This window comes from Actinomadura verrucosospora, assembly GCF_039540335.1.
Taxonomy (GTDB): Bacteria; Actinomycetota; Actinomycetes; order Streptosporangiales; family Streptosporangiaceae; genus Spirillospora; species Spirillospora verrucosospora.
In genome coordinates this window covers 37,082-60,703 of the sequence record NZ_BAABEV010000029.1, presented here as the reverse complement: position 1 = coordinate 60,703, position 23,622 = coordinate 37,082, and the positions used below count along the sequence as shown (strand labels likewise).

Below are 23,622 nucleotides of genomic sequence, written 5' to 3'. Positions count from 1 at the left end.
CGGGCTTTGCTAGATTTCGCCAGGCCTCATAAAGGGACAATTCAGGCGAGGGGGAGGCGGCGCTCGGCATGGGCAGGCGGGGCGCATGGCGCATCTATCTGGGCGCGGCGCCCGGGGTGGGCAAGACCTACGCCATGCTGAACGAGGGCCGGCGGCGCGCCGGGCGCGGCACGGACGTGGTCGTCGGGCTCGTCGAGACCCACGGGCGCTCCCGGACGGCCGAGCAGATCGGCGACCTGGAGGTCGTCCCGCCCCGCCGCACGCGCCACCGGGGGGCGCGGCTCACCGAGCTGGACGTGGACGCCCTGCTCGCCCGCCGTCCCGAGGTCGCGCTGGTCGACGAACTGGCCCGCGCCAACGCGCCGGGAGGCCGCAACGCCCACCGGTGGCAGGACATCGAGGAGCTCCTGCGGGCGGGCATCGACGTGGTCTCCACCCTCAACGTCCAGCACCTGGAATCGCTCAGCGACGTCGTGGAGGGCATCACCGGGGTCCGGCAGGGCGAGACCGTCCCGGACGCGGTCGTCCGGCGGGCGGACCAGATCGAGCTGGTCGACATGACCGCCGAGGCGCTCCGCCGGCGGCTCGCGCACGGGAACGTCCACGCGCCGGACGAGGCCGCCCTGCCGCCCGGCTACTTCAGGACGGGCAACCTCAGCGCCCTCCGCGAGCTGGCGCTGCTGTGGGTGGCCGGCCGCGTCGACGAGGGGCTGGCCCGCTACCGCGACCAGCACGGCATCACCGAGCCGTGGGAGGCGCGCGAGCGCATCGTGGTGGCGCTGGGCGGCGGCCCGGAGGGCGATGCGCTGCTCCGCCGCGCGGCCCGCATGGGCGCCCGGGCCGGGCGCGCGGACCTCCTCGCCGTGCGGGTGGTGCGCAGCGGCGGTCTCGACGAGGGCTCCGCGGCCGCGGTCGCGCGCCAGCGCGCCCTGGTGGAGAGCATGAACGGGACGTTCCACCAGGTGGTGGGCGACGACGTGGCGACGGCGCTGCTGGAGTTCGCCCGCGGCGTCGACGCCACGCAGCTCGTCGTGGGGGCCGGGCGCCGTTCCGGTCGGCGGCGAATCCTCGCTCACGGGATCGGGAGCGCCGTGGCCAGGGAGTCCGGTGACTTCGACGTCCACATCGTCGGCCACGAGCACGCCGGGAGGCGCGCCGGCGCCACCCGCGCGAGCGGCCCGGCGCTGAGCCGCCGGCGCAGAGGGGCGGGCTGGGCGCTCGCCCTCGCCGGCCCCCCGGCGCTGACCGCCCTGCTGGCCGGGACGGGCCTGCGGTTCGGCCTGGTCATCGACATCCTGCTCTACCTGGTGCTGGCCGTCGGAGTCGCCCTCGCCGGAGGGCTGTGGCCGGCGGTGGCCGCCGCGGTGCTGGGCAGCCTGCTGGCCAACTGGTTCTTCACCCCGCCCTTCCACACCCTCACCATCGGCGACCGCGACAACGCGCTCGCGCTGGTGATCTTCGTCGGGGTGGCGGCGGCGGTCGCCTCGGTGGTCGACCTGGCCGCGCGCCGAGCCCGGCAGGCGGCGCAGAGCGGCGCGGAGGCCGAGACCCTGAGCATGCTGGCGACCAGCGTGCTGCGCGGAGAGAAGGCGCTGCCCGCCCTGCTGGAGCGGGTCCGCGAGACCTTCGGCGTGACCTCGGTCGCGCTGCTGGAGCGGGCGGGGGACGGCTGGACCGTCCTGGGGTCGACCGGCTCCGACCCGTGCCCCGACCCCGACCGGGCCGACGCGCAGGCCAGGGTCGGCGCGGACCGGAGCGGCGAGACCGTGCTGGCCCTGCGCGGGCGCGTCCTGCCCGCCGCGGACCGGCGGGTGCTGTCGGCGTTCGCGTCCCAGGCCGCCGCCGCGCTGGAGTGGCGGCGGCTGGCCGAGGAGGCCGGACAGGCGCGGCGCCTCGCCGAGGGCAACAAGATCCGTACCGCGCTGCTCGCCGCGGTCTCCCACGACCTGCGCACCCCGCTGGCCTCGATCAAGGCGGGGGTGAGCAGCCTGCGCCAGACCGACGTCGACTGGGACCCCGAGGACGAGGCCGAACTGCTGGCCACCGTCGAGGAGTCGGCCGACAGGCTCGACGGCCTCATCGGCAACCTGCTCGACATGAGCCGCCTGCAGACGGGCGCCGTCTCCCCGCTGACCCAGCCGATCGCCCTGGAGCAGGTGGTGGCGCCCGCCCTCCAGGGCGTCCCGGCCGGCCGCGTCGAGGTGGACGTCCCGGAGACGCTCCCGCCGGTCCTCGCCGACGCCGGGCTGCTGGAGCGGGCGCTGGCCAACGTGGTCGAGAACGCCGTCCGGCACAGCGCGGGCGCCGTCACGCTGCGGGCCGGCGAGGTGCGGCCCGACCGGGTCGAGATCAGGGTCGCGGACCGGGGCCCGGGGGTGCCGGAGGCGGCCAAAGAGCAGATCTTCGCGCCGTTCCAGCGCCTCGGGGACTCGCCTCGGGGTACCGGGGTGGGGCTGGGCCTGGCCGTGGCCAGGGGGTTCACCGAGGCGATGGGCGGCGCCCTGCGGGCCGAGGACACCCCGGGAGGCGGCCTCACCATGGTCTTCGCGCTGCCGGCCGCCGGCGCGTGCGGGGACGGCTCCGCGGCCGGCGGCGAGGACGGGGGGCCACGGTGACGCGCGTACTCCTCGTCGAGGACGAGCAGCAGCTCGTCCGGGCGCTGCGCATCAACCTGCGGACGCGCGGCTACGAGGTGGACACCGCGCCCGACGGCCGCACCGCCCTGGACCTGGCCGCCCGGCGCCGGCCGGACGTGGTGGTGCTCGACCTCGGGCTGCCCGACATGGACGGCGTCGAAGTGATCCAGGCGCTGCGCGGCTGGCTGAACGTCCCCATCCTCGTTCTCTCCGCGCGGCACGCCTCCGAGGAGAAGGTCCGGGCCCTGGACACGGGGGCCGACGACTACGTCACCAAGCCGTTCGGCATGGACGAGCTCCTGGCCCGCCTCCGCGCGGCGGTCCGCCGGGCCGCCCCGGCCGAGCCGGCCGCCGCCGTGGTGGAGACGGGGGCCTTCACCATCGACCTGGGCGCCAAGCGGGTGACCAGGGCGGGCCGGGAGGTCCGCCTGACGCCCACCGAGTGGAACATCCTGGAGGTCCTGGTCCGCAGCCCCGGCGCGCTGGTCGGCCAGCGGCAGCTCCTCCACGAGGTGTGGGGTCCCGCCTACGACAAGGAGACGAACTACCTGCGCGTCTACCTCGCCCACCTGCGCCGCAAGCTGGAGCCCGACCCGGCGCGCCCCCGCTATCTGATCACCGAGCCGGGCATGGGCTACCGCTTCGAGCCCTGACCCGCGACGGCGCGGCGAGGACCGTCCGGTTTCCGCCGTTCCTCAGCCCTGCCGCCTGCCGACGGCCTTGCGGATCGCGTCCCGGGTGCGGTCGGCGACGGCGGCGAACGGCCCCGCCACCAGGTTGGCGGGGGCGGACTCGAACCCGACGTGCGGCCGGGTGGGGGCCACGGCTTCGGCGGCCTTCACCGCGGTGGCCATCCTGCGCAGATCCTTCTCGGTGGCATGCCGCCGGATCTGGGGGAACTCCTCTTCCTCCTCGTGCCGGGCGTGGTCCATGACGGACAGGCGCAGGTCGCCGAGCCGCTGGAGGAAGTCGGAACTCGTGGGGCCGAAGTAGTCGACGTCCGACAGGAGTTGCTTGGCCTGGTTCTCTTCGGCCAGGCGGGCGGCGACCACGTCCTGGCCCCGATCGATGTGACGGCGGGCGAAGGGGTGCACGACCTCCTCCTCGGCGGTCTCGTGCACGGCCAGCAACCGGCGCAGCCGGTCGAAGGCCTCGGCCCGCTCGTGCCCGGCGGAGGCCTCGACCCGGTCGAACAGCCGCCGGATCTCCGAGTGCTGCCTCAGCAGGAGGTCGACGACGTCGCCGGGCGCGGCTTCTGATCGCTCACTCATCTTCCCCCCTGGAGAGTCGACGGCGATGGTTGGCCCCTGCCCCTCTTGCGCCGTCGAAACATCCTCCCCGGTACGCCGGACGCCGGTCGCGCACGGTCAGAGGGCGGGGCCGGGCGGTGTCCAGCGGGCGTTCTTCGAGGGGACCCCGAAGTCGGATTTGAGTTCCTGCGGGATGGCGTAGTGCATGACGCGCCCGCGCGTCAGGGAGGACAGTTCCAGCATGGTGACCAGGTGGCCGAGCCGGTCGGAGATGTGCTCGGCCCACGGCCCGCGGTCCTCGACCCATTCCAGGGCGCCCAGCAGGGCCGGGGCGAGCCCGATGAAGGAGTCGAACCGCGAGCGGGGGACCTGGAGCCAGTCCGCGGACGTGTCGCCGATGAGGTAGCGGATGAGCGCGGGCACGATCGGGTCGAGCAGCGTCCCGGGGACGACCTCCTCGTACATGTCGATCAGCTGCCGGGTCAGGTGCGCCCCCTCGGGGGAGGGGCCCATGTGGCGCACCATGTACCGGTCGGAGAACTCCCGGGCCGCCTCCAGGTCCGGGGGGATGGTCGCGGGGTCGATGCCGAGGATCGTGCCGACGACGCGCCAGGCGTAGTAGTAGGCGTCCGCGCCTTCGGCGGTGATGTGGACCCCCATGCGGTGCAGGGCGTCCAGGACCTGGATGCTGAACATCATCAGCCCGCCGAGCATGTCCTCCTGGCAGATCGCGACGGGCTCGGGCCAGCGGTTCTCCTCCCTCAGGTGGCGGCGGATGGAGGCGTGCAGGAGCCGGACCTTCTGCGCCGCCGGCAGGAACCGCCCGCCGGCCTGGAACGCGTCGGGCCGCATGAGGTAGACGGTGAACTGCCCGGTCTCGGCCATGCGGCGGGAGGGGTAGGCCAGCGAGTGCGTGGCCGACAGGAGCCTGGCCACGTGCGGGACGACGTAGCAGGCCGGCATCGCCGCGAACGACAGGGCGGTGGAGACGTGCACGTCGTTGTCGACGAAGAACTGCCGCGCCTGCTCCATGACGCCCCAGTCGACCCAGTCCGGCGGGGTCGCCGTCGCCTCGAGGTAGTCGCGCGCCGCGTCGGGCAGGCCGTCGGGAAGCGCTTGGCCGGAGGTCGTGAACCAGCGCATGAGGGTGTTGTACCTGCCCACCTGCCCGCCGCCGAACAGCGCTTCGACGGTCGCGTCGGCGAGCGGGTCGCCCTTCAGCCGCAGGGCGTCCATGTACCGGTCGGTGTACTCAGTCATCGGCGGTCACCTCGCTGATCAGTTGGGCCAGGGCGTCGGCGGCGTCGGGCCGGAAGCCGGCGAGCGCCGCGCGCGCGGCGTGCGCGCGTTCGTCGATCATCTGCCGGACGCGGTGCGGCGCCCGGGCGCGGAGCATGATCTCCCGGATCTCGGCGGCGCCGGCCGGGGTGAGCGGTCCGTCCAGCAGGTCCCGCAGGCGCCGGCGGTCGGGCTCGCACGCCTCGGTCAGGGTCAGCGCGAGCAGGGCGGTGGGCTTGCGGCCGGCCAGGTCGTCCAGCGGCGACTTGCCGGTCCGGCGCGGGTCGCCGAACACGCCCCACAGGTCGTCCCGCAGCTGGAACGCCTCGCCGAGCGGCCGGGCGTAGGCGGCCAGCGCGTCCAGGGTCGGCGCGGCCGCTCCGCCCAGCACCGCGCCGATCCGCACGGGCCCCTCGACGGTGTAGGAGCCGGTCTTGAACCGCACGATCGTCAGCGAGCGGGCCACGTCGGGCGCCGCCCCGGTCCGCAGGATCTCCAGGCACTCGCCCGCCACCAGCTCGCGGCCCATCGCCGTCCACAGCGGCACCGCCCGGCCGAGGAAGGCCCGCGGCAGGCCCGAGGAGTGGAACAGCTGCGCGGCCCACGCCACCAGAAGGTCGCCGACCATGATGGCGAGGCCGTCGCCGAGCCGCTCGTGCGCGCTCGGCCGCCCGCGCCGCATCGGGCTGCGGTCGATGACGTCGTCGTGGACGATCGCCGCGGCGTGCACCAGCTCCAGCGCCGCCGCCGCGCGCACGGCGGCGTCGGTGTCGGGCTGTCCGGCGGCGCGCCACCCCCAGTAGCAGAACGCCGGGCGGATCCGCTTGCCCCCGCCGACCGAGACGCGCAACTGGTCGGCGACGGGCGCCAGCTCGCCGTCCAGGGCCAGCAGCTCGGCGACCTCCGCCTCGACGAACTCCTCCAGCGCCCGGTCGACGCGGGTCCGAAGGTCAGCCATCCTGGAGCCGTGCGGCGGCCTGACGGGCCAGGATCTCCATGTGCGCCTCCGGAGCCGCGCCGTTGCGCCGCAGCGCCAGCTCACCGCGTGCGCGGAGCTCCTGCCGCACCTCCGCCGGACCGGGCATGCGCCGGGTCAGGCCCCGCAACCCCTCCGCCACCACGTCGGCGACCCCGGCCGCCAGGCAGAGCACCTCGTTACGCGAACCGGCTCTTCCGTCAAACTCCGCCATCATCACCTTCCGCTCCCTTGTAGTCGCAGTCAGTGATATCAGGAAAGCGGTGGGTCACCCCCGAAACGGGATGGCAGGACTGCCTCGCCGCCGCACAACGGAATAGTCACTCCCCGGCCGTTGCGATGCGGGGCCCGACCCGCGCGCCAGCATGGACGGGCGGCGTCTGGTTATGAGTGACCAGGTGACGTGCTCGGGGAGTACACCTCGTGGTCGCGCAGCGGGCCGACGGTCAGGCCGCCGGCGCGGCAGGTCGCCACCACGCCGGGCAGGGCGCCGAGGGACGCTCTCCACGCGCCCGGCGCCGAGGTGGCGTCGCTGTCGTGCAGGAGGAGCGTCGCGCCCCCCTCCAGGCCGGGGGAGAGCGTGGCCTGCACGGAACGGGGCGTCGCGGAGGCCGTCCAGTCCTTGCCCCAAGCCGTCCACAGGACGGGTTTCAGGCCGTCGCGGTGGGCCGCGAAGAGGGCCTCGGCGGTGAGGACGCCGTACGGGGGGCGATACCAGGAGGGAGTGGCGCCGCAGACGTCCTCGATGAGGCGGACGGTGCGGCGCACCTCGGCCGAGACGCGGCCGGGGCGGGACCTCAGGGCGTTGCCGTGGTGCCATCCGTGGACGGCGATCTCGTGGCCTTCGGCGACGATGCGCCGGCCCAGGGACGGGTCGCGCTGGAGCATCGCGCCGAGGACGAAGAAGGTCGCGTGGCAGTCGAGACGGGCCAGCTCGTCAAGGAACAGCGGCGTGGAGCGCGCGTCGGGCCCGTCGTCCAGGGTGAGCGCGACATGCCGGGCTCCGCCGCGGCCGGCGAGCCGGGGGGTCAGGAGGCGGACGGGCGGAAGCCAGGTCGCGGCGGGCAGGGCGTGCGCCAGGAGGACCCCGGCGAGAGCCCGCGTCAGGTGCGACATGGGACCAGTTTCACAGGGGGATCGATCGTATGGGCAAACGAGTCCTCATCCTCTCGGCCGCCATGGGAGCGGGCCACGACGCCGTCGCCGGGGAACTGGCGCGCCGGATCGCGCCGTGGGGCGTGGAGGTGTGCGTCGTCGACGTGCTGGACCTGGTGCCGCTGCGCCTCGGGCACGGGCTCAGGCGGATGTACGGGGCGATGCTCCGCGGGGCGCCGTGGCTGTATGAGTGGATCTACCAGGTCTTCTTCGTGGCGCCGCGCCCGCCGCCCGCCTCGCCGCTCACCCTGCTGATCGCCAGGGGGCTGGAGCGGCGGACGGCGGAGCTGCCGCCGGATGCGGTGGTGTCGACCTTCCATGTCGCGGCGCAGGCCGCGGGGTGGATGCGCCTGCGCGGGCGGCTGGAGGTCCCGTCGCTCGTGCTGGTGACCGACTTCGCCGCCCACCGGATGTGGGTCCACCCGGGCAACGACCGCTACCTGTGCCCGGACGAGGCCTCGGCCCGCGCGGTCGCGGATCGGACGGGATGTCCGGTCGCCCGCGTCGCCCCCGTGGTGCGGCCCGGGTTCCGGCGGGCGGACGACGGCGGACGGCTGCGGCGCGCGGTCGGCGCGCGGCCCGGGGAGCGGATCGTGCTGATCTCCGCGGGCGCCTGGGGCATCGGCGGGGTGGCCGAGACGGCCCGCGGGCTCGCGGCGTCCGGCCGGTACTTCCCGGTCGTGCTGTGCGGGCGGAACCGGAGGCTGCTCGCCCGGGTCCGCGAGGGCGGGACCGGGCACGCCCTCGGCTGGCGGGACGACATGCCCGGCCTGATGTCGGGCGCGTACGCGCTGGTCGACAACGCGGCGGGGCAGACGTGCAGGGAGGCGTTCGCGTGCGGGCTGCCGGTCGTCTCCTACCGGCCGATCCCCGGCCACGGGCGTGACGGCGCCGAGGCGATGGCGCGGGCGGGCCTGAGCGCTCTCGCGCGGTCGCCCGCCGAACTCCTCGACGTGCTGGACGGGCTCGGGGACGAGCGGGCGCGCCGGGCCCGGGAACGCCGGGTGGACGCCCTGTTCGACGCCGCTCGGGCCGATCACGTCATTCGCGCCGCGTTGGGGTGACGGCGCGCTCGTCGTGCAGCAGGGGGGACCGGGCGATGATGGCGCTGCCGAGCAGGATCGCCGCGATGCCGAGGACCTCCCCGGCGATCCACGGACCGGTCCGGATGCTCTCGTCGAAGAGGCCGACGCCCAGCAGGATGCTGGCGGCCGGGTCCGTGACCGTCAGGGCGGGCTGCACGGCCACGAGGCTGCCGCTCTGCAGAGCGTTCTGGAGCAGGAAGAGGCTCGCCGCCCCCGCCACGGCCATCGCGTACAGCTCCCAGGAGGTCAGGACGGCGACGACCCCGTCGGAGAACGCGCGCGTGGCCGTCCTCATGAACGCGGCCGTCAGCGCGAAGCCCAGGGACGTCGTCACGCCCAGGAGCACGCCGCGGAACGGTCCGCGGATGGACCACGCCGCCGCCACCAGGGCGGCGGCGCATCCCACCGTGGCGGCCGTCGCGATGATCCACTCGCCGGGCCCCGGCGTGCCGAGGCCCTCGCTGGGGGAGGCGGCGATGAGCAGCGCCGCCAGGCCCGCGGTGAGGACGGCGACCCCCGTCCACGGGACCTGGCGCAGCCCGCGCGGCGGCATCAAGGCGATGAGGATCATGGTGAACGGCAGCTCCGAGGCCAGCAGCGGCTGGACCAGCGCGAGGCCCGCCATCGACAGCGCCGCGGCCTGGAAGACGAACGCGGCGATGAGCGCGCCCACCCCGCCGAGCCAGAGCGGCTGCCGCAGCAGGTCGAGGATGAGGGACGGCTTGAAGGCGTCGGCCTCGGGCGCGGACCTGGCGGCCCGGCGCTGGAGCACCGACGCCAGGGCGTTGGCCGCGCCGCCCAGCAGGCTGAGGATGACGGCGATCATTGACCTCCGCCTCCGTCCCTGGACGTCAGTTCGCCCGGCTTGCCGAGGTACGGCGACCGGCCGAGGACGACGATGCCCGCCACCATGCCCGCCAGCCCCAGCGCCTCCAGGGCCAGGTCGCGGGTGGACAGCCGGATCCTCTCGCCGAAGATCGCGACACCCAGCGCGATCGCGGTCAGCGGCTCGGCCGCGGTGCTGGCGGGCAGCGAGATGCGCAGCGGCGCCGCGTCGAAGGCGCTCTGAGCGAAGAGCAGTGCGAGCGCTCCGATGAACACCAGGCCGTAGGGCTGCCACGTCGTGAAGGCGTCGGCCACGCCCGCGCCGAACAGCAGCACGACGCTGCGGGTCAGCGTGTCCTGGAGCCCGAAGAGCAGTCCGGCGGCCGAGGCGAGCAGCATCGCTCGGACGCGCAGGTCCCGGTGGCCTCCCCCCACCGCGACGAGCGCGGCGAGGGCCAGCACGACCGCTCCGCTCATCCACCGGAAGGACAGCGTCCCGGGCGGCGCGCCTCCGTGCGGCCGCCCGACGCCGAGGAACAGCGCGACCCCGCCGGTGAGCATCAGCGATCCCAGCAGCGCCCGGACGCCGAACGGCTCCCGGTAGATCACGTGCGCGGCGATGAGGGCGAAGACGAGGTTGACGGTCAGCACCGGCGTGGCCTGGGCGACGCCGGCGAGGTCCAGCGCGAACGCGAAGACGAGCTGACCGGCGATCATCAGGGCGATCCCCGCCAGCCACAGCCGGCTGTGCAGCAGGTCCAGCAGCAGCCTCGGATGCAGGATCCGTCCGAGCGGCTCCTGGAAGGCCGCGTGCTGCTGGGCCACGAACCCCAGGCCGATGAGACACGCTGCCGCCACCGCGACGACCATCCCGAGAAGGCTCATCCTCGTCCACGATCTCCCGCCGTGACTCCCGCGCGGGTCCCTACCCCGGTCGGGGTGTCCGAATCGGCACTCTGGACCTGGCCGAAAACTCCGGAGAGGTCGGCTCCTGGTGGAGGCCGCCCGCCGCTCTCCCGGCGTCGCCGCACGTCATGGCCATGCGGGCGGGCTCCGAGGCGATGCCCACAGGGATAAATCAGACTTCGGATTCCGATTCAAATAATGATCAACCCGTGCACCTGACCCAGTGTTGCTCTCGTCCGACCACGCCGCCATCGTGCGGGCCACGCTGCCCGGCGTCGCCGCCAACGGCACCGCGATCACCGGCGAGTTCTACGCCGCGATGTTCGCCGCGCACCTGGTGACGGAGGAGTCGTCCATCCCCTTCCAGCAGATTCTCTCGCGGATCGCGCACAAGCACGCCTCGCTCGGCATCCGCCCCGAGCAGTACACGATCGTGGGCCGGCACCTGATGGACGCGGTCGCCAAGGTGCTCGGCGACGCGGTGACGCCGGAGGTGCACGCGGCCTGGTCCGAGGTGTACTGGCTCTTCGCGGCGCTGCTGATCGCGGAGGAGGCCCGCCTGTACCAGGACGCCGCCTGCGACCCGGCGGCGCCGTCTCGACGTTCCTGCTCCACCACGTCGCCGCGGGCGACGTGGTGGAGCAGGACGACGGCGACCCCCTCGTCCTGATCAGCGCGGGGATCGGCATCACCCCGGTCGCCGCGATGATCGACCACCTGGCCGCCGAGCAGCCGGGCCGCCCCGTCCTGGCCGTGCACGCCGACCGGAGCCCCCGCACCCGCGCCCTGCGGCGCCAGATCGCGGAGGCGGGCGCCAGGACGACCGACTTCCGGCAGCTGACCTGGTACGAGGACCCGGACGGGACCACGGACGCCCGGCCCGGTCGGATCGACGTCGCCCGCCGGCCGTCCGGAGCGCGGTGGCGGCCGCCTATCGAACTGCACTGGAATGGTTCGTTAAAGCGAATCGAATGCGTTATCGGGCGTGAACCGAGTAGTACGCGGTTCTAGGGAATGAAAGTCTGAAAGATCTCTTGCATTGCAGGACATTGAATAGGAAACTTAATTATTAATAGCCCCCCGCCCCAAGGACTCCTCATGTCCGTACAGACATCTCTGCGGCCCTCTCCGCCCGCGGCGAACGTTCACCCGGCCCGCTACGCCCTCGCGACAGGACGGCTCTTCCTGGGCTGGACCTTTCTCTGGGCCTTCGTCGACAAGCTCTTCGGCCTCGGCAAACCCACGGAGAAGGGCTGGCTGGACGGCGTCTCGCCGTCCAAGGGCTTTCTCAGCCACGCCGAGGGCCCGTTCAAGGAGGTCTTCCACGCGATGGCCGGGAAGGTGTGGGTCGACGCCCTGTTCATGTTCGGGCTCGGCGGCCTCGGCGTCGCGCTGCTCCTCGGGATCTGCCTCCGCCTCGCCGCGATCGGCGGCACCGTCCTGCTCGTCATGCTGTGGGCGGCGTCCCTGTGGCCGGACACCAATCCCTTCATGGACATGCACTGGATCTACGCCGCCCTGCTGATCGCCGCCGCGCTCGCCGACGCCGGAAGGACGCTCGGGCTCGGCCGGTTCTGGGAACGGCTCCCGGTGATCCGCCGTCATTCCCTCCTCCGCTGACGGCGAGGAGGCGGAAGGCAGCGCCTTCTGAGGGGCCGGCCCGTCCTGACCCCTCGGAAGGCGCTCGCGCATTACCGGGCGTTCCAGTCGATGGCGGAAACAGCGGCGCGCCAGAAACGCGCGCCACACTGGCACTGGCCTGCCCCGCCGGCGGCGATGCCGGTGCGCCATTCTCCGGGAAGGGGTTCCGGCTGTGGCCGAAACCCCTTTTCCCTTGCGCTCCGCTCCTGGTGCCGGGCAGAGGCCTGGCCGTCGGCACATCCCGGCCGAGGCGATCCGGTTCATGGCCGACCACACCTGCTCGCGGGGCGCCCGGGAGATTCCCGGCGCGCCGCACGCCGTCGCGGCCTCCAAGCCCGGCTGAGCGCGCCCACGGGAAAGTCACTCCCTGTGATCGGAAAATAGCTGTTTGTGCGCCGGTGTGGAGGGGACTCGTCCTGCGAAGGGGGCATCCGGCCGTGTCGGCTCGCGACGCCTTCACCGGGGATGAGGGGACCGAGCGGGCGAGTCCAGGGGAGGCACGGTGCCGGCACTCCACGACCTTCTCCAGCGCTTCCGCCCTGCCGGAGCACCGGGCGCCGCGGCCGCCGTCCCCTCGGAGCCCCGCCCCGTGGAGGACGAGCTGGAGCCCGTCTTCTCCCGGCTGGAGGAAGCGGAGCAGGAACGGCGGCGCACCCTGGCGGTGGCGCACGACCTCGCGCTGACCCTCACGAGGTCGGCGCGAGAGCAGGCGGCCGGCCTGGTAGAGCAGGCGCGGACCGCGGCGCCCGGTGAACGGGCCTCGGCCGCGGCCCAGGCTCTGCGGGCCGTCGAGGACGAAGTGCGGGCCATGCGCGTCGCCGCGGAAGACGAAGCCGGGCGGATCCGGGAGGTCGCCGCCACTCGGCTGGACGGACTGGCGGCCCGCGCCCTGGGGTTCGTCGCGGGCTTCCTGGACGAGACGAGGGCCTCCCCGTGAGCGCGGGGTACGTCGCGGGCCAGGTCCGGGCCCGGGCGCTCGCGCGGAACGCGCTCGGCCCCGCGCGGGTCAGGGCGATCGCGCGGGCGGGCTCCCTCGCCGAGGCGCTCGCGAGCCTGGCGGCGACCCCCTACGGGAGGCGGCTTCCCGCCGGGCCGACGCTGGACGCGGCGCAGCACGCGGTCGCGGAATCGCTGCTCTGGGATCTGCGCGTGCTGGCGGGCTGGCTGCCGCCCCGCGGCGTGATCGCCCTGCGGGCCCTGGCCGGATGGTTCGAGATCGCCGGGATCGACGGCCTGCTCCAGCGGCTGGAGGGGCGGCCCGCCGAGGAGCCGTACGCGCTCGGCGCGCTCGCGACGGCATGGCCGGCGCTGGCGGACGCCCCGGACGCGGGGGCGGTGCGCGAGCGCCTCGCCGCCACCCCCTGGGGCGACCCCGGGGAGGCCGATCCGTACGACATCAGGCTGTTCCTCCGGCTGTCGTGGGCCTCGCGCGTCTCCGGGCTCGGTACGCACGCCGGCGCCTGGGCGGCGGGGGCGGCGGCCGTGCTGGTCGCGGGGGAGCGGTTCGGCGACGGCAGGGTCCTCCCCGAAGCCGCCCTCGTACGGGCTCGCAGGCTGCTCGGCGGCGCGGCGGTGGAGGCGCCCGACATCCCCGCCATGGCCGATCGGCTGCCCCGGGGCGTCCGCTGGGCCCTGGAGGGCATCGACGACCCGGCCGACCTCTGGCAGGCCGAGACGCGCTGCTGGCGGCGGCTGGAGCAGGACGGCGGCGCGCTGCTGCGGGGCTCGGCGTTCGGCCTCGGCCCGGTCGTCGGCGCGGTGGCCGTGATGGCCGCCGACGTCCGGCGGGTGCGCGCCGCGCTGGAGACGGCGGCGCTCGGCGGCGGACCGGTGGAGGCCTACGATGAGGTGGCCTGAGGGCCTGCGGCCGGTGCGGATGGCGCGCGTCGCGGTCGTGGCCCCCGCCGACGCGCTGCGCGACGCCCTGGCGCGGGTGGCGGACGCCGGGGTGGTCGAGCTCGATCCGGGACGCCGCCCGCAGGGCGCACGCGACGACACGGCACGTTCACCGCAGCGGGCGGAGGCCGCGGCCCTGGAACCGGCCGTCCTGCCGTCGGCTCCCGATCCGCGGCGACTGGCCGAGTGGAACCGCCCCGACCTGCTCGAAGGCGAAGCCCGGCTCCGAGAGCGCGCCGCCGCCGCGGTCCGCAAGGGACAGGTGGCCGCGGCCGTCGGCTGGACGCCCCGCGCGGCCCAGGCGGCGCTCGCCGCCCGGCTCGCCGAGGTCGGCGCCGCCCTGGTGCGGCTGCCGCACCCGCGCGGCGTGGAGGCGCCGTCCCTGCTGGCGGGGGAGGACCGCAGGGAGAGCCTGCGCGGTTCCCTCGTCCCGCTGGTGGCGACCTACGGTCCCGTCCCCTACGCCGACCTCGATCCCACCCCGCTCGCGTGGGCCGCCTACGTCCTGATGTTCGGGATCATGTTCGGCGACGCGGGCCACGGGCTGATGCTGATGGCGGCGGCCGCGGCCCTGGTCGCGGGCCGCCCGCGCCGGCCGGCGCGCTGGCGGCGGGCGTGGCCGTTCCTGCTGGGCGCGGGCGCCACCGGCACGGTCTTCGGCGTGCTGTACGGGGAGTTCTTCGGCCCGACCCGTGTCGTCCCGCGGCTGTGGCTGTCGCCGCTCGACAGCCCGGTAGAGCTCCTGGTCTCCGCGGTGGGTCTCGGGGCGGTGCTGCTCGCCGGCGCCTACGCGCTGGGCATCGTCAACCGGTGGAGGGAGGGGGGCTGGTCCGCCGCGCTGTACGAGCCTTCGGGCATCTCCGGCGCTTCGGTCTTCGTCGGGATCGGCGCCCTCGCCGCGGGCGGCTACCTCCACCGGCCCGCCGCCGCCCTCGCCGGCGCGGCCGTCGCGGTCCTCGGGCTGGCGCTCGCCCTCGCCGGCTTCCTCGCCAGGGCGGGCGGCGGCGGGACGGGCGCGGTCGAAGCGGTCGTGGAGCTGTTCGACCTGGTCGTGCGGCTGGGCGCCAACGTGGTGTCGTTCGCGCGCCTGGCGGCGTTCGGCCTGACGCACGCCGCGCTGGCCGCGGTCGTCTGGACGGGGACCGCCGCGCTGTGGCACCACGGCGGCGTCGCGCGGGCCGCCGCCGCGGCCGTCTTCGTCCTGGGGACGGCGCTGACGTTCGCCCTGGAGGCGCTCGTCGCCGGGGTGCAGGCGCTCCGGCTGGAGTACTACGAGCTGTTCTCGCGGCTCTTCACCACGCAGGGCCGGCCGTTCCGGCCCTGGCACATTCGCATGACGGCAGAGGAGGTGGACGCTCCGTGTCCACGGGTGTGATGGCGGCCGGGCAGGTGGCGGCCGCGAACTGGGCCCCGTTCGTGGGCGCGGGGATCGCGGTCGCCGGGGCCTCGATCGCCGCGGGCGTCGCGGTCGCCTACACCGGCGCCGCGGCGCTCGCCGCGCTGAGCGAGCGTCCCGAGCTGTTCGGCCGCGCGATGGTCATCGTCGGGCTGGCCGAGGGCATCGCCATCTACGGCCTGATCATCGGCATCATCCTGATCGGGAAGGCATGACCGCCGCAGGCCGCGTCGCCGTGCTGGGGGAGCGGGCCCGCGTGGAGGGCTACGGCCTCGCCGGGGCGCTGGTCAGCCCGGCGGACGGCCCCGGCGAGGTCCGGTCCGCCTGGGAGGCGCTCGGCGACCGGGCGGCCGTGGTCGTGCTGACGCCGGCGGCGGCCGCGGTCCTGGGGGACGCGCGCCGCCGGCGTCCCGGGGTCGTGACCGTGGTGATGCCGCCGTGACGGGCGGCAAGGGCATCGCGAGCGCGCTCGCCCCGGTGCGCGAGGCGCTGGCGGACGGCGCCCGCGCCGAGGCCGCCCGCCTGGTCGCCGGTGCCGAGCGCGACGCCGCCGCCATCGTGGACGAGGCCCGCGCCGAGGCGTCCCGGATTCTGGACGGCGCGCGGGCGGAGGGACGCGCCGACGGGGCACTGGCCGCTGCGGCGGCGCGGTCCCGGGCGCGCGCGGAGTCCCGGGCGATCGTCCTCGGCGCGCGCAGGCGGGCCTACGAGGAGCTGCGCCGACGGGTCGGCGGCGAGGTCCGGGCCCTGTTCGACGGCCCGGACGCCCCCGCGAACCGGGCGGCGCTGGCGGCGCGGGCCCGGGCGCTGCTCGGATCCGGCGCGCGGGTCGAGCGGGCGGGCGGGGGCGGTCTGGTCGCCCGCGTCCCCGACGCGGAGCTGGACCTGTCCGCGGGCGCCCTGGCGGACCGGGCGTTGGCGGCCCTCGGGACGGAGGTGGCGGACCTGTGGGCGCCGAGGTGACCCGCGTCAACGGGCCCCTCGTGGAGACCGCCGGGATGCGCGGCGCCGCGATGAACGACGTGGTCGAGCTCGGCCCGGCCCGTCTCCCCGGGGAGATCGTCGCTCTGGAGGGCGCCGCGGCCACCGTCCAGGCCTACGAGTACACCGGCGGCCTCGCTCCCGGCGCGCCGGCCGCCACGACCGGCCGCGCCCTGTCCGCGCCGCTGGGCGCGCACCTGCTCGGCGGCGTCTTCGACGGCCTGCTGCGCCCGCTGAGCGGCGCGGGGGTCTGGCTCGACCCCTCGGCCCGCGCCGTGCGGGCGGACGCGGACCGGGCCGAGCACTGGCCGATCCGGCGGCCGCGCCCCTACGCCGAGCGGCTGGACGCCGGCGCCCCCCTGCACACCGGCCAGCGCGTCATCGACCTGCTCTTCCCCGTGCCGTTCGGCGGGACGGTCGCCGTCCCCGGCGGCTTCGGCACGGGCAAGACGATGCTGCTCCAGCAGGTCGCCAAGTGGTGCGACGCCGACGTGATCGTCTATGTCGGGTGCGGCGAGCGCGGGAACGAGATGGCCGACGTGCTCGAGGAGCTGGCGGAGCTGGACGACCCGCGCACGGGTGGCCGGCTCACCGACCGCACCGTGGTCATCGCCAACACCTCCAACATGCCGATGATGGCCCGCGAGGCGAGCGTGCACAGCGGCGTCACCGTGGCCGAGTACTTCCGCGACCAGGGCAAGGACGCCGTCGTCATCGCCGACTCCACCTCCCGCTGGGCCGAGGCCCTGCGCGAGTTCGCCTCGCGGGCCGGCGAGCTGCCCGGCGAGGAGGGGTATCCGGCCGCGCTGCCGTCCGCGCTCGCCGCCTTCTACGAGCGCGCGGGGCGGGTCCGGACGCGCGGCGGCGCCGAGGGGTCGGTCACCGTCATCGGCGCGGTGTCCCCGCCGGGCGGCGACATGACCGAGCCCGTCACCGCCTACACCGAGCGGTTCGTGCGGGCGCGCTGGAGCCTGGACAAGGATCTGGCGTACTCGCGGCACTACCCCGCGGTGTCCTGGTCGGGATCCTTCGCGCGGGACGTCCCGGCCGTGGCCCGCGCCCACGCCGACGCCGGGGACCCCGAGTGGGCGCGCCGCCGCGCGCGCACGTCGGGGCTGCTGGCGGAGGCCGACCGCCTGACCGCCCTCGCCGAGCTCGTCGGCACCGGCACCCTGCCCGCCGCCGAAAGGGTGACGCTCCTGGCCGGGCGCCTGCTGCGGGAAGGCGTCCTGCAGCAGAGCGCCCTCAGCCCCACAGACGCGTCCTGCACCCCCGAGCGCACCGCCGCGCTGACCGATGCCGTGATCGCCGTGGCGGACCGGTGCCAGGACCTGGTCGGCGGAGGCGTCGCCGTGTCGGCGATCGAGGACCTGGACTACTCGCCCCTCGTGCGGGCCCGCGAGGACGCCGCGGCCCCGGCGGACGTCCGCGACCGCCGGGACGCGGTCCTGGCCAGGCTGGACGGCCTGCGGTGACCGACTGGCCGAGACCGTCCTACACCGGCATAGCGCGGGTGCGCGGACCGCTCGTGGTCGTCACGGGCGCCGGGGACGTGGGGTGGGACGAGTTCGCCGACATCCGGGTCGGACGGGACGGGGACGCGGCGGACGGCGAGGCGGCGGAGGACGACCGCCACGGGCTCGTGCTGGACACCGCGCGCGACCGGGTCCTGGTGCAGGTGCTGGAGGGAACGGGCGGCATGAGCACCGAAGGCATGCGCGTCACCTTCAGCGGCGCGCCGCTGCGCGTCCCGGTCGGGACGGCCTGGCTCGGGCGGGTCTGCGACGGGATGGGGCAGCCGCTCGACGGCGGCCCGCCGGTGCTGGGCGCCGCCGCCCCCGTCGCCGGGGTCCCCCTCAACCCCGTGCACCGCGAGCCGCCCGCCGAGCCGGTGCTGACCGGCGTCTCCGCCATCGACGCGCTCACCACGCTCGCCAGGGGCCAGAAGCTGCCGGTCTTCTCCCGCGCGGGCCTCCCGCACCTGGAGCTGGCCGCCCAGATCGCGGCGCAGGCGTCGGCGGGCGACGAGCCGTTCTGCGTCGTCTTCGCCGCGATGGGCCTGACCCACGCCGACGCCGCCGCCGTCCGGGAGACCCTGGAAGGACGGTCGGCGTCCGGCGAGCTGGTGCTGCTGCTCAACCTGGCCGACGCCCCCGTGATCGAGAGGATCGTCACTCCGCGCATCGCGCTGACCGTGGCCGAGCACCTGGCCTTCCAGGAGGGCCGGCACGTCCTGGTCGTCATGGGCGACATGACGTCCTACTGCGAGGCGCTGCGCGAGGTGTCGGCCGCCCGCGGCGAGATCCCCGCGCGCCGCGCCTACCCCGGCTACCTCTACAGCGACCTGGCCTCCCTCTACGAGCGCTGCGGCCGCGTCCGCGGACGCCCCGGATCGGTCACGCTCGTCCCCGTGCTGACCATGCCCGGCGGCGACATCACCCACCCCGTGCCCGACCTCACGGGCTACATCACCGAGGGCCAGATCGTCCTGTCCGGCGACCTGCACGCGCTCGGCGTGTACCCGCCCGTCGACGCGCTGGAGTCGCTGTCGCGGCTCATGCGCAAGGCCGCCGGGCCCGGCCGCACCCGCGCCGACCACCTCGACGTCGCCGCGCAGACGACGGCCGCGCTCGCCGGGGCGCGCCGCGCCCGCGAACTCGGCGAGCTCGTCGGGGCCGGCGCCCTCAGCGACACCGACCGCCACTACCTCGACTTCGAGCGCGCCTGCCGGGAGACCCTCATCTCCCAGGGCAGGGCGGAGGCCCGCCCGCTGGAAGAGACCCTGGACCTGGCATGGCGGGCGCTCGCGGCACTGCCGCGCCGCGAGCTCACCATGCTGCCCGCCGAGGCGATCGACGAGCACCTCGGGCGCGAGCGGTGAGCACGGGGCCGCGAGGACGCGCGGGACGCCTCTGGCACCGCCGGCGCATCGCGGCCGCCGAGGCCGCCCTCGACCTGCTGGAACGCAAGCTCGGCATCCTGCGGGACGAGCAGGACGGCCTGCACCGGCTCGCCCGCGCCACGAGCGAGGACTGGGAGCGCCGCTGCCGGGAGGCCGACAGGCTGCTGAACCGCGCCACGCTGCTGGGCGGGCGCCGGGTGCTGCCCCTGGCCTCGACCGGTGACCGGGCCGAGCTGACCGTGGAGCACGCCGTCCTCATGGGCGTGACCTACCCCCGGCGCATCGTCTTCGACCTGCCCGACCGGCCCGCGCCGTCGCCGTCCGGCACCGCGGTGGCGCCCGCGCGGCGGGCCTGCCGGGCCGCGCTCGAAGCCGCCTGCGCCCACGCCGCCGCGACCGCGGCGGCGGCCGCCGTCGACGCCGAGGTGGCCGCCACGCGGCAGCGCGTCCGCGCGATCGAACGCCGCCGCCTTCCCCGGCTGCGCGCCGCCCTGACCGAGATCGAGGCCGCCCTGGAGGAGCGCGAACGCGAGGACGGCGCCCGCCTGCGCCTCCTCGCCGGCCGCGAGGGCCGCCCGGACGGCCGTCCCTGAATCCGGCCCGGCCGCTAAGAGGCCGTCAAGTTCCGCCAAAACTCCCCGAGCGGGCGCTTTGCTTCATGCGCTCCTGGAAGGAAGACGACCATGGGCGACGTCGTGTTCGTTCTGCTGACGGTGGCGGTCTTCGTCCTGCTCGCCCTCGTGGTGAAGGGACTGGAGAGGCTGTGACGGCCGAGAACGCGATCGGTCTCGTGCTGGCCGCGGTGCTGACCGTCTTCCTGATCATCGCCCTGCTCTTCCCGGAGCGTTTCTAGATGAGCCCGACCGCCGCCGGAACCGTCTTCATCGCCTCCCTCGTCCTCGCTCTGGCGGCGGTGTACCGGCCGCTGGGCGACTACATGTACCGCGTCTACACCGGCACGCGGCACGCACGCGTCGAGCGGATCGTCTACCGGCTGACCGGGGTCGCGGCGGACGCCGAGCAGACCTGGCCCGTCTACGCGCGCAGCGTCCTGGCGTTCTCGGCCGTCGGCGTCCTGTTCCTCTACGGGCTGCAGCGGCTGCAGAACCACCTGGTGCTGAGCCTGGGGTTCCCGCCGGTCGGGCCGGGCCAGGCGTGGAACACGGCGGTCAGCTTCGTGACGAACACCAACTGGCAGTCGTACGCGGGCGAGTCGACGATGGGCGACCTGGTGCAGATGGCGGGCCTGGCGGTGCAGAACTTCGCGTCCGCCGCCGTCGGCATGGCCGTCGCCGTCGCACTGGTGCGGGGCTTCGCCCGCAAGCGGACCGACCACGTGGGCAACTTCTGGGTCGACCTGCTCCGCGGCACCCTGCGGATCCTGCTGCCCGTCGCGTTCCTCGCCGCGCTCGTCCTGGTGGCCGGCGGGGCGGTGCAGAACTTCTGGGATCCGGCGCACCACGTGGTGCGCACGATCGCGGGCGGCGCCCAGACGCTGACGGGCGGGCCGGTGGCGAGCCAGGAGGCGATCAAGCTGCTCGGGACGAACGGCGGCGGCTTCTACGCCGTCAACTCCGCCCACCCGTTCGAGAACCCCACCGCCTGGACGAACTGGCTGGAGGTCTTCCTGCTCCTGGTCATCGCGTTCTCGCTGCCGCGCACGTTCGGCCGGATGGTCGGCGACAACGGGCAGGGCTACGCTCTCGTCTCGGTGATGGCGGCGCTGGCGATCGTCAGCGCCGTGCTCCTGCAGGTCTTCCAGTTCATGCACCACGGCACGGTCCCGACCGCGATCGGCGCCGCGACGGAGGGCGTGGAGACCCGGTTCGGGGTGCCGGACTCCGGGGCTTTCGCCACCGGCACGACGATGACGTCGACGGGGGCGACGGACTCGGCGCACGACTCCTACACCGGTCTCGGCGGCATGATGGCGATGGTCGGCATGATGCTGGGCGAGGTGGCGCCCGGCGGCGTCGGCTCGGGCCTGTACGGGATCCTGATCCTGGCGGTCGTCACCGTGTTCGTGGCGGGGCTGATGGTGGGCCGCACGCCCGAGTACCTGGGCAAGAAGATCGGGTCGCGGGAGATCAGGTTCGCCGCGCTGTACTTCCTGACCACCCCGATCCTGGTGCTGGTCGGCACGGGAGCGGCGATGGCGACCGGCGACGGCAGGGCCGGGATCCTGAACCCCGGGCCGCACGGCCTGTCGGAGGTGCTGTACGCGTTCACCTCGGCGTCCAACAACAACGGCTCGGCGTTCGCCGGACTGGCCTCCGGCACCCTCTGGTACGACACGGCGCTGGGGCTCTGCATGGCCCTCGGCCGGTTCCTCCCCATGGTCTTCGTGCTGGCGCTCGCGGGGTCGCTGGCGAGGCAGGGCCGCGCCCCCGCCTCGGAGGGCACGCTGCCCACGCACCGGCCGCAGTTCGTCGGGCTGGTCGTCGGCGTCACCGTCGTCCTCGTCGCCCTGACGTTCCTGCCCGCGCTGGCGCTGGGACCGCTCGCCGAAGGCATCCACGCATGACCGCGCGGGTCCGCCGTTCGACGGGCCCCTCGCCGCGGCCGCCGGAACGCCGCGGCGGCAGGGCACGGGGCGGCCTGCTCGACCCGAAGCAGGTGCTGAGATCCCTGCCGGACGCGGCGGCCAAGCTCGACCCGCGCACGCTGTGGCACAACCCCGTCATGCTGATCGTCGAGGTGGGCGCGGTGTTCACCACGGTCCTGGCCGGCCTGCGCCCGAGCGTCTTCGCCTGGTCGATCGCGGTGTGGCTCTGGCTCACGGTGCTGTTCGCCAACCTCGCGGAGGCGGTGGCCGAGGGCCGCGGCAAGGCGCAGGCCGACTCGCTGCGCAAGGCGAAGACCGACGCCGTGGCCCGCCGCCTGCTCGACTGGACGCCGGGCCGGGAGCGGGCCGGGGAGGAGGCGGTCGCCGCCACGCGGCTGCGGGAGGGCGACCATGTCGTCGTCGAGGCGGGGGAGGTCGTCCCCGGTGACGGGGACGTGGTCGAGGGCATCGCGAGCGTGGACGAGTCGGCGATCACGGGGGAGTCGGCCCCGGTGATCCGGGAGTCGGGCGGGGACCGCTCGGCGGTGACGGGCGGGACCAGGGTGCTCTCGGACCGCATCGTCGTGAAGATCACCCAGCGGCCGGGGGAGTCGTTCGTCGACCGGATGATCGCGCTGGTGGAGGGTTCGAGCCGGCAGAAGACCCCCAACGAGATCGCCCTGCACATCCTGCTCACCGCGCTGACGGTCATCTTCCTTCTGGCGGTGGCGACGCTGCAGCCGCTGGCGATCTTCTCCAGGGCCATCAACCCCGGAGTCGGCGACAGCCTCGCCCTGAACGCCAACGGGGTGACCGGGATCGTGCTGGTGTCGCTGCTGGTGTGCCTGATCCCGACGACGATCGGTGCGCTGCTGTCGGCGATCGGGATCGCGGGCATGGACCGGCTGGTCCAGAGGAACGTGCTGGCGATGTCGGGGCGCGCGGTGGAGGCGGCGGGCGACGTCAACACTTTGCTGCTGGACAAGACCGGCACCATCACCCTCGGGAACCGGGAGGCGGCGGAGTTCCTGCCCGTCCAGGGCGTCGGCGATGACGAGCTGGCCGACGCGGCGCAGCTGTCCAGCCTCGCGGACCAGACGCCCGAGGGCCGCTCGGTGGTGGTGCTCGCCAAGCGGCGGTACGGCCTGCGGGAGCGCTCGCCGGGCGAGCTGTCGCAGGCGCGGTGGGTGCCGTTCTCGGCGCAGACCCGGATGAGCGGCGTCGACCTGGGCGAGCCCGGGGACCGCGGGCCGGACAGGATGCTGCGCAAGGGCGCGGCCGGGGCGGTCGCCGACTGGGTGCGCCGGCGGGGCGGGACCGTGCCCGCCGAGCTGAGCCGCGTCGTGGACGGCATCTCCGCCTCCGGCGGCACTCCGCTGGTCGTCGGCGAGGTCGCGCACGGCGCGGCCAGGGTCCTCGGCGTCATCCACCTCAAGGACGTGGTGAAGGCGGGGATGCGGGAGCGGTTCGAGGAGATGCGCCGGATGGGCATCCGCACCGTCATGATCACCGGGGACAACCCGCTCACGGCCAGGGCGATCGCGGACGAGGCGGGCGTGGACGGCTTCCTCGCCGAGGCCCGGCCCGAGGACAAGCTCGCCTTGATCAAGAAGGAGCAGGAGGGCGGCCGCCTGGTCGCGATGACGGGGGACGGCACCAACGACGCCCCGGCGCTCGCCCAGGCCGACGTGGGGGTGGCGATGAACACCGGCACCTCCGCCGCCAAGGAGGCCGGGAACATGGTCGATCTCGACTCCGACCCGACCAAGCTGATCGAGATCGTGATGATCGGCAAGCAGCTGCTGATCACGCGGGGGGCGCTGACCACGTTCTCCATCGCCAACGACATCGCCAAGTACTTCGCCATCATCCCGGCGATGTTCGCCGGGCTGTACCCGGGCCTGGACGCGCTCAACGTCATGCGTCTGCCCAGCCCGCAGTCGGCGATCCTGTCGGCCGTGGTGTTCAACGCCCTGATCATCGTCGCGCTGATCCCGCTGGCGCTGCGCGGGGTGCGGTACCGGCCGAGCAGCGCGTCCAGGCTGCTGTCGCGCAACCTCCGCGTCTACGGGCTCGGCGGCATCGTCGCGCCCTTCGCCGGGATCAAGCTCATCGACCTGGTCATCCGGCTACTACCCGGGATGTCGTGA

At 74.8% G+C, this 23,622-nt stretch carries 25 protein-coding genes; 18 read left to right on the top strand and 7 right to left on the bottom strand.

From position 1 onward, the window contains the following. Positions 1–68 precede the first annotated feature (68 nt). Both ABD944_RS27290 and ABD944_RS27285 read left to right on the top strand, forming a co-directional pair. Entirely contained in the window at positions 69–2,615 is a 2,547-nt protein-coding gene (locus ABD944_RS27290; RefSeq protein WP_345181388.1) for a DUF4118 domain-containing protein, read from the top strand. Then, positions 2,612–3,289: a response regulator gene (locus ABD944_RS27285; RefSeq protein ID WP_345181384.1), complete on the top strand. Its 678-nt coding sequence runs from the start codon at positions 2,612–2,614 to the stop codon at positions 3,287–3,289. Before ABD944_RS27290 ends, ABD944_RS27285 begins: the two co-directional genes overlap by 4 nt. Before the next feature lie 42 nt (positions 3,290–3,331). On the opposite strand, the gene ABD944_RS27280 is transcribed toward ABD944_RS27285, so the two are convergent. From ABD944_RS27280 to ABD944_RS27260, 5 genes are all read right to left on the bottom strand, one after another. Next, positions 3,332–3,907 (bottom strand): hemerythrin domain-containing protein, encoded by a 576-nt coding sequence (locus ABD944_RS27280; protein ID WP_345181382.1) that lies wholly within the window; start codon positions 3,905–3,907, stop codon positions 3,332–3,334. 96 nt (positions 3,908–4,003) lie between these two features. Next, positions 4,004–5,146 (bottom strand): oxygenase MpaB family protein, encoded by a 1,143-nt coding sequence (locus tag ABD944_RS27275; protein WP_345181378.1) that lies wholly within the window; start codon positions 5,144–5,146, stop codon positions 4,004–4,006. Next, positions 5,139–6,122: a polyprenyl synthetase family protein gene (locus ABD944_RS27270; protein WP_345181376.1), complete on the bottom strand. Its 984-nt coding sequence runs from the start codon at positions 6,120–6,122 to the stop codon at positions 5,139–5,141. Before ABD944_RS27270 ends, ABD944_RS27275 begins: the two co-directional genes overlap by 8 nt. Then, entirely contained in the window at positions 6,115–6,315 is a 201-nt protein-coding gene (locus ABD944_RS27265) for a hypothetical protein (RefSeq protein ID WP_345181373.1), read from the bottom strand. Before ABD944_RS27265 ends, ABD944_RS27270 begins: the two co-directional genes overlap by 8 nt. Before the next feature lie 209 nt (positions 6,316–6,524). Then, positions 6,525–7,256 carry a polysaccharide deacetylase family protein gene (locus tag ABD944_RS27260; protein ID WP_345181369.1) on the bottom strand — a complete coding sequence of 244 codons (732 nt, stop codon included), beginning with the start codon at positions 7,254–7,256 and terminating at the stop codon, positions 6,525–6,527. A gap of 29 nt (positions 7,257–7,285) precedes the next feature. Between ABD944_RS27260 and ABD944_RS27255 the strand changes: the two genes are divergently transcribed. Further along, positions 7,286–8,359, top strand: coding sequence for an MGDG synthase family glycosyltransferase (locus ABD944_RS27255; protein ID WP_345181367.1), 1,074 nt, complete (start codon positions 7,286–7,288; stop codon positions 8,357–8,359). On the opposite strand, the gene ABD944_RS27250 is transcribed toward ABD944_RS27255, so the two are convergent. Together ABD944_RS27250 and ABD944_RS27245 are read right to left on the bottom strand one after the other, a co-directional pair. Beyond that, on the bottom strand, positions 8,337–9,206 hold the full coding sequence (locus ABD944_RS27250) for a DMT family transporter (RefSeq protein ID WP_345181365.1): 870 nt from the start codon (positions 9,204–9,206) through the stop codon (positions 8,337–8,339). The two genes, ABD944_RS27255 and ABD944_RS27250, sit on opposite strands and share 23 nt — an antisense overlap. Further along, a complete protein-coding gene (locus ABD944_RS27245) occupies positions 9,203–10,090 on the bottom strand; it encodes a DMT family transporter (protein ID WP_345181362.1) in 888 nt (295 codons plus the stop codon). The genes ABD944_RS27250 and ABD944_RS27245 overlap by 4 nt, the downstream gene beginning before the upstream one ends. A 244-nt stretch (positions 10,091–10,334) precedes the next feature. Here ABD944_RS27245 and ABD944_RS27240 point away from each other — a divergent pair, with 244 nt between their 5' ends. The 15 genes from ABD944_RS27240 (at position 10,335) to kdpB (ending at position 23,622) form a co-directional block, all read left to right on the top strand. Continuing rightward, positions 10,335–10,781 (top strand): globin domain-containing protein, encoded by a 447-nt coding sequence (locus ABD944_RS27240; protein ID WP_345181359.1) that lies wholly within the window; start codon positions 10,335–10,337, stop codon positions 10,779–10,781. Further along, positions 10,748–11,122, top strand: a complete 375-nt coding sequence (locus tag ABD944_RS27235; protein WP_345181357.1) for a ferredoxin reductase domain-containing protein — start codon at positions 10,748–10,750, stop codon at positions 11,120–11,122. The genes ABD944_RS27240 and ABD944_RS27235 overlap by 34 nt, the downstream gene beginning before the upstream one ends. A gap of 87 nt (positions 11,123–11,209) precedes the next feature. Then, positions 11,210–11,731, top strand: a complete 522-nt coding sequence (locus tag ABD944_RS27230) for a DoxX family membrane protein (RefSeq protein ID WP_345181354.1) — start codon at positions 11,210–11,212, stop codon at positions 11,729–11,731. Between the two features lie 523 nt (positions 11,732–12,254). Beyond that, positions 12,255–12,689, top strand: a complete 435-nt coding sequence (locus ABD944_RS27225) for a hypothetical protein (RefSeq protein WP_345181350.1) — start codon at positions 12,255–12,257, stop codon at positions 12,687–12,689. Further along, positions 12,686–13,609 carry a hypothetical protein gene (locus ABD944_RS27220; protein WP_345181347.1) on the top strand — a complete coding sequence of 308 codons (924 nt, stop codon included), beginning with the start codon at positions 12,686–12,688 and terminating at the stop codon, positions 13,607–13,609. The genes ABD944_RS27225 and ABD944_RS27220 overlap by 4 nt, the downstream gene beginning before the upstream one ends. Continuing rightward, a complete protein-coding gene (locus tag ABD944_RS27215; protein ID WP_345181343.1) occupies positions 13,596–15,023 on the top strand; it encodes a V-type ATPase 116kDa subunit family protein in 1,428 nt (475 codons plus the stop codon). The genes ABD944_RS27220 and ABD944_RS27215 overlap by 14 nt, the downstream gene beginning before the upstream one ends. Next, a complete protein-coding gene (locus ABD944_RS27210; protein WP_345181340.1) occupies positions 15,008–15,259 on the top strand; it encodes an ATP synthase subunit C in 252 nt (83 codons plus the stop codon). Before ABD944_RS27215 ends, ABD944_RS27210 begins: the two co-directional genes overlap by 16 nt. Further along, positions 15,256–15,486: a hypothetical protein gene (locus ABD944_RS27205; protein ID WP_345181338.1), complete on the top strand. Its 231-nt coding sequence runs from the start codon at positions 15,256–15,258 to the stop codon at positions 15,484–15,486. Before ABD944_RS27210 ends, ABD944_RS27205 begins: the two co-directional genes overlap by 4 nt. Then, positions 15,483–16,007, top strand: coding sequence for a V-type ATP synthase subunit E family protein (locus tag ABD944_RS27200; protein WP_345181336.1), 525 nt, complete (start codon positions 15,483–15,485; stop codon positions 16,005–16,007). The genes ABD944_RS27205 and ABD944_RS27200 overlap by 4 nt, the downstream gene beginning before the upstream one ends. After that, a complete protein-coding gene (locus tag ABD944_RS27195) occupies positions 15,992–17,500 on the top strand; it encodes a V-type ATP synthase subunit A (protein WP_345181333.1) in 1,509 nt (502 codons plus the stop codon). The genes ABD944_RS27200 and ABD944_RS27195 overlap by 16 nt, the downstream gene beginning before the upstream one ends. After that, positions 17,497–18,906: a V-type ATP synthase subunit B gene (locus ABD944_RS27190; protein WP_345181330.1), complete on the top strand. Its 1,410-nt coding sequence runs from the start codon at positions 17,497–17,499 to the stop codon at positions 18,904–18,906. The genes ABD944_RS27195 and ABD944_RS27190 overlap by 4 nt, the downstream gene beginning before the upstream one ends. Then, the gene (locus ABD944_RS27185) at positions 18,903–19,520 is read left to right on the top strand and encodes a V-type ATP synthase subunit D (protein WP_345181328.1); all 618 of its coding nucleotides are present in this window, start codon (positions 18,903–18,905) and stop codon (positions 19,518–19,520) included. Before ABD944_RS27190 ends, ABD944_RS27185 begins: the two co-directional genes overlap by 4 nt. A gap of 170 nt (positions 19,521–19,690) precedes the next feature. Then, on the top strand, positions 19,691–19,780 hold the full coding sequence (gene kdpF / locus ABD944_RS27180; protein WP_345181326.1) for a K(+)-transporting ATPase subunit F: 90 nt from the start codon (positions 19,691–19,693) through the stop codon (positions 19,778–19,780). Next, positions 19,781–21,451: a potassium-transporting ATPase subunit KdpA gene (gene kdpA, locus ABD944_RS27175; protein WP_345181323.1), complete on the top strand. Its 1,671-nt coding sequence runs from the start codon at positions 19,781–19,783 to the stop codon at positions 21,449–21,451. It begins immediately after the preceding gene. Further along, positions 21,448–23,622, top strand: coding sequence for a potassium-transporting ATPase subunit KdpB (gene kdpB, locus ABD944_RS27170; RefSeq protein ID WP_345181321.1), 2,175 nt, complete (start codon positions 21,448–21,450; stop codon positions 23,620–23,622). Before kdpA ends, kdpB begins: the two co-directional genes overlap by 4 nt.

Excerpts from the sequence above, each read along its gene's own strand:
- ABD944_RS27290 (WP_345181388.1), top strand. The coding sequence starts at position 69 with ATGGGCAGGCGGGGCGCATGGCGCATCTATCTGGGCGCGGCGCCCGGG.
- ABD944_RS27280 (WP_345181382.1), bottom strand. The coding sequence starts at position 3,907 with ATGAGTGAGCGATCAGAAGCCGCGCCCGGCGACGTCGTCGACCTCCTG.
- ABD944_RS27275 (WP_345181378.1), bottom strand. The coding sequence starts at position 5,146 with ATGACTGAGTACACCGACCGGTACATGGACGCCCTGCGGCTGAAGGGC.
- ABD944_RS27270 (WP_345181376.1), bottom strand. The coding sequence starts at position 6,122 with ATGGCTGACCTTCGGACCCGCGTCGACCGGGCGCTGGAGGAGTTCGTC.
- ABD944_RS27260 (WP_345181369.1), bottom strand. The coding sequence starts at position 7,256 with ATGTCGCACCTGACGCGGGCTCTCGCCGGGGTCCTCCTGGCGCACGCC.
- ABD944_RS27255 (WP_345181367.1), top strand. The coding sequence starts at position 7,286 with ATGGGCAAACGAGTCCTCATCCTCTCGGCCGCCATGGGAGCGGGCCAC.
- ABD944_RS27250 (WP_345181365.1), bottom strand. The coding sequence starts at position 9,206 with ATGATCGCCGTCATCCTCAGCCTGCTGGGCGGCGCGGCCAACGCCCTG.
- ABD944_RS27245 (WP_345181362.1), bottom strand. The coding sequence starts at position 10,090 with ATGAGCCTTCTCGGGATGGTCGTCGCGGTGGCGGCAGCGTGTCTCATC.
- ABD944_RS27230 (WP_345181354.1), top strand. The coding sequence starts at position 11,210 with ATGTCCGTACAGACATCTCTGCGGCCCTCTCCGCCCGCGGCGAACGTT.
- ABD944_RS27215 (WP_345181343.1), top strand. The coding sequence starts at position 13,596 with ATGAGGTGGCCTGAGGGCCTGCGGCCGGTGCGGATGGCGCGCGTCGCG.
- ABD944_RS27205 (WP_345181338.1), top strand. The coding sequence starts at position 15,256 with ATGACCGCCGCAGGCCGCGTCGCCGTGCTGGGGGAGCGGGCCCGCGTG.
- kdpA (WP_345181323.1), top strand. The coding sequence starts at position 19,781 with ATGAGCCCGACCGCCGCCGGAACCGTCTTCATCGCCTCCCTCGTCCTC.
- kdpB (WP_345181321.1), top strand. The coding sequence starts at position 21,448 with ATGACCGCGCGGGTCCGCCGTTCGACGGGCCCCTCGCCGCGGCCGCCG.